Raw genomic sequence first — 2,867 nt, forward strand, 5'->3', positions numbered from 1 at the left:
GCCCGTTTCTTCATGCCCACGACCACATCGGCATCCCTGTCCGAATGATCACCCGCACCGCAGGCTTCGAACGAAATCCGGTTTGCCACAACGCACTGAGATTGGCGCCCTTCAGATTGGCGCCCTTCAGGTTGGCGCCCTTCAGGTTGGCGCCCTTCAGGTTGGCGCCCTTCAGGTTCGCCCCAGTGAGGTTCGCGCCGGTCAGATCCGCGCGGGTCAGGTTCGCGGGGGGCGAGTCGGACTCTGCATCTGGTCCCAGGTTCGCGCCGGTGAGGTTCGCCCCGGTGAGGCTCGCCCCGGTCAGGTTCGTGGGAACGGGCGTATGTCCGTATGGGTCCGGGGACCCGCCGGTCAATTGGGCGCCGCTCAGGTTCGCTCCCCAGAGGGCCGCTTTAGTGAGGTCCACCCCGCTCAGTTCAGCGTCGACCAGGGTCGCGCCTGGCATAAAGGTGTTCCGCAGACTCGTGCCCTCAGAGAGAACCGCTTCGGTCAGATCCGTGCCCAACAGGCCCGCGCCATTCAGCTTCACGTCCGAGAGGGTTGCGCCGGCCAGGTTCGTCTCGGCGAACTGTGCACCGTGTAGATCTACGCCCGTCAGCAAGGCTTCCTGCAGGTCCGCACCACTGAGGTCTGCGAAGGCGAAGGGGAGGTAGCGGGGGGCCGAGGGGTCGCCTCCGTACTCCTTTTCTTCATGTCGAGTTGCCAGTTCCAGACCGCGCAGATCCGTATTCTTCCAATTGACCTTTGTCCGACCGTCCTGACCCTGCGGACGATCGGCCAAAACTTCCGTCACGGCCGTCACGTCGGGGTCGATCGGCGGGGGCCGTTCATCCTCCTTCAGCCTCGGGAAACCGTCGGCGGGGGCGCGGGCATGGGTGCGCACGTATGCGGAGAGCACCGCGATGATCCTTGGCTGATCGGGTGGCGAGTCCTGCATGATGCGCTCCAGGGCGTAGATGCCCCCGAACCGCACGTCCGGTGAGGATGAACCCAGGTGCGTTACCGCCACGTTGAACCGGGTGGTGAACTGTGCCTGCTCGGCTATCTGCAGTTCCGTCCGCGTTTGGCTCACCGTGACCCAGTTGAACAACAGGGCGACCAGCGCGGCCAGGCCTGGCAGTGTCGCCGCCAGAGTCAGCCATCGCGTCCCGCCGTTGCCGCGGTCACCGCGCCGACCGGCGTTGCGGTTGCGCCGCCGCTCGGCTGCCCGCCGCCGCTCGGCTGCCCGCCGCCGTGTGATCGAGTGCCTGAGCTCAGGCCGCCTGACCCTCACCCTTCCATCGGACTCCAAAAGCCTCAATCCCGCACGCCGAACAGCTGACCGTGCCTACAGCGAGCTACTTGTCACTTCGTGGCAGCTTCGGGAGCACAGCGCCAGGTCAGAGGACTGATCACCGCCGTTTGCGGCTGGTGACGATCCTGCTGGCCAATTGCGTTGCTGGTCGGTTGTGATGCTCGTTGGCTACGTGTAGCGGTCGCGTCTTCCGTCATCGGCCGCAGGGTGGGGTGTGGGGTGTCGATGCAGGCGCGGCCGTGGCCGCGGTGACGGTGCTGCAGTTCGCCGAGAACCTCACCGACCGGGCCGCGGCGCATCGCGTGCGGTTCGGGATGGACGTCAAGTACGCACTGGGCATGGAGCTGGACGATCCCGGGTTCGACGCCTCGGTGCTGTCCGAGTTCCGAGCCCGCCTGGTCGAACACGGCCTGGAGGAGCGGGCGCTGGACCTGCTGCTGACCACGTTGAAAGACAAGGGCCTGGTGAAGGCGGGCGGGCGACAGCGGACCGACTCCACTCGGGTGCTGGCGGCGGTGCGGGACCTGAACCGGCTGGAACTGGCCGGGGAGACCCTGCGCGCCGCGCTGGAGTCCCTGGCATGCGCGGTGCCCGACTGGCTGGCCGAGGCGGTGCCGATTCGACCATGGACAGAGCGATACGGGCCGCGGATCGACTCCTGGCAACTGCCGTCGTCCCAGGCCCAGCGCACCGAGCTGGCGTTGACCTACGGCCGGGACGGCTTCGCGCTCCTGGAAGAGGCGCATGCTGCGGACGCACCGGTGTGGCTGCGGGAACTCCCGGCGGTGCAGGTCCTGCGGGCGGTGTGGCTGCAGAACTACACGCGCACGGTCACCGAGACGGAGCGGGAGGTGAAGCGGCGGGAGAGCGAGGATCTCCCGCCGAGCAGACTGCGACTGACCTCGCCTTATGACCTGGACGCGCGCTACGGCCTCAAACAGGGCTCATGGTGGACCGGCTACAAGGTTCACATCAGCGAGACCTGCGACTCCAAGGAGGAGGAGAAGGACCTCCTGGCTGACGGCGGGTCGGCACCCGGGTCCGGATCGGCTGCGGCCGGCCCGCTGCGCATCATCACCAACATCGCGACCACCGATGCCACTGTGACCGACGCGGAGATGACCGAACCGGTCCACCACATGCTCGCCGCCCGCGACCTGCTGCCTGCCGAGCATTATCTGGACTCCGGCTACCCCTCCGCCGAGCTGATCGTCGGTATGAAGCAGAGCTTCGGCGTCACCCTGGTCACCCCGGTCCTGCTGGACAGCTCACCCCAGGCTCGCTCCGGCGCCGGGTTCAGCCGCACCGCCTTCATCATCGACTGGGAGAACCGGCAGGCCACCTGTCCGCGTGGGCGCAACAGCACCTGGTGGAGCCCCGCCATTCAACACGGCACCAAGGCGATCGTGGTCAAGTTCGACAAGGAGACCTGTCAGTGCGTTGTGGCAAACCGGATTTCGTTCGAAGCCTGCGTTGCGGGTGATCATTCGGACAGGGATGCCGATGTGGTCGTGGGCATGAAGAAACGGGCCCCTTGGTAGTGACGTGGTTGTTGAGGCCGGTCACGAGCAAG

At 66.7% G+C, this 2,867-nt stretch carries 2 protein-coding genes; one reads left to right on the plus strand and one right to left on the minus strand.

The window, feature by feature from the left end; genetic code table 11:
* Positions 1-10: 10 nt before the first annotated feature.
* Positions 11-1,273, minus strand: coding sequence for a pentapeptide repeat-containing protein (locus IG99_RS43325; RefSeq protein WP_051866636.1), 1,263 nt, complete (start codon positions 1,271-1,273; stop codon positions 11-13).
* A 260-nt stretch (positions 1,274-1,533) separates the two neighbouring features.
* Here IG99_RS43325 and IG99_RS43330 point away from each other — a divergent pair, with 260 nt between their 5' ends.
* Positions 1,534-2,835: a transposase gene (locus tag IG99_RS43330; protein ID WP_234312181.1), complete on the plus strand. Its 1,302-nt coding sequence runs from the start codon at positions 1,534-1,536 to the stop codon at positions 2,833-2,835.
* Positions 2,836-2,867: the final 32 nt, after the last annotated feature.

This window comes from Streptomyces griseus subsp. griseus (genome assembly GCF_000720255.1).
GTDB lineage: Bacteria > Actinomycetota > Actinomycetes > Streptomycetales > Streptomycetaceae > Streptomyces > Streptomyces griseus_I.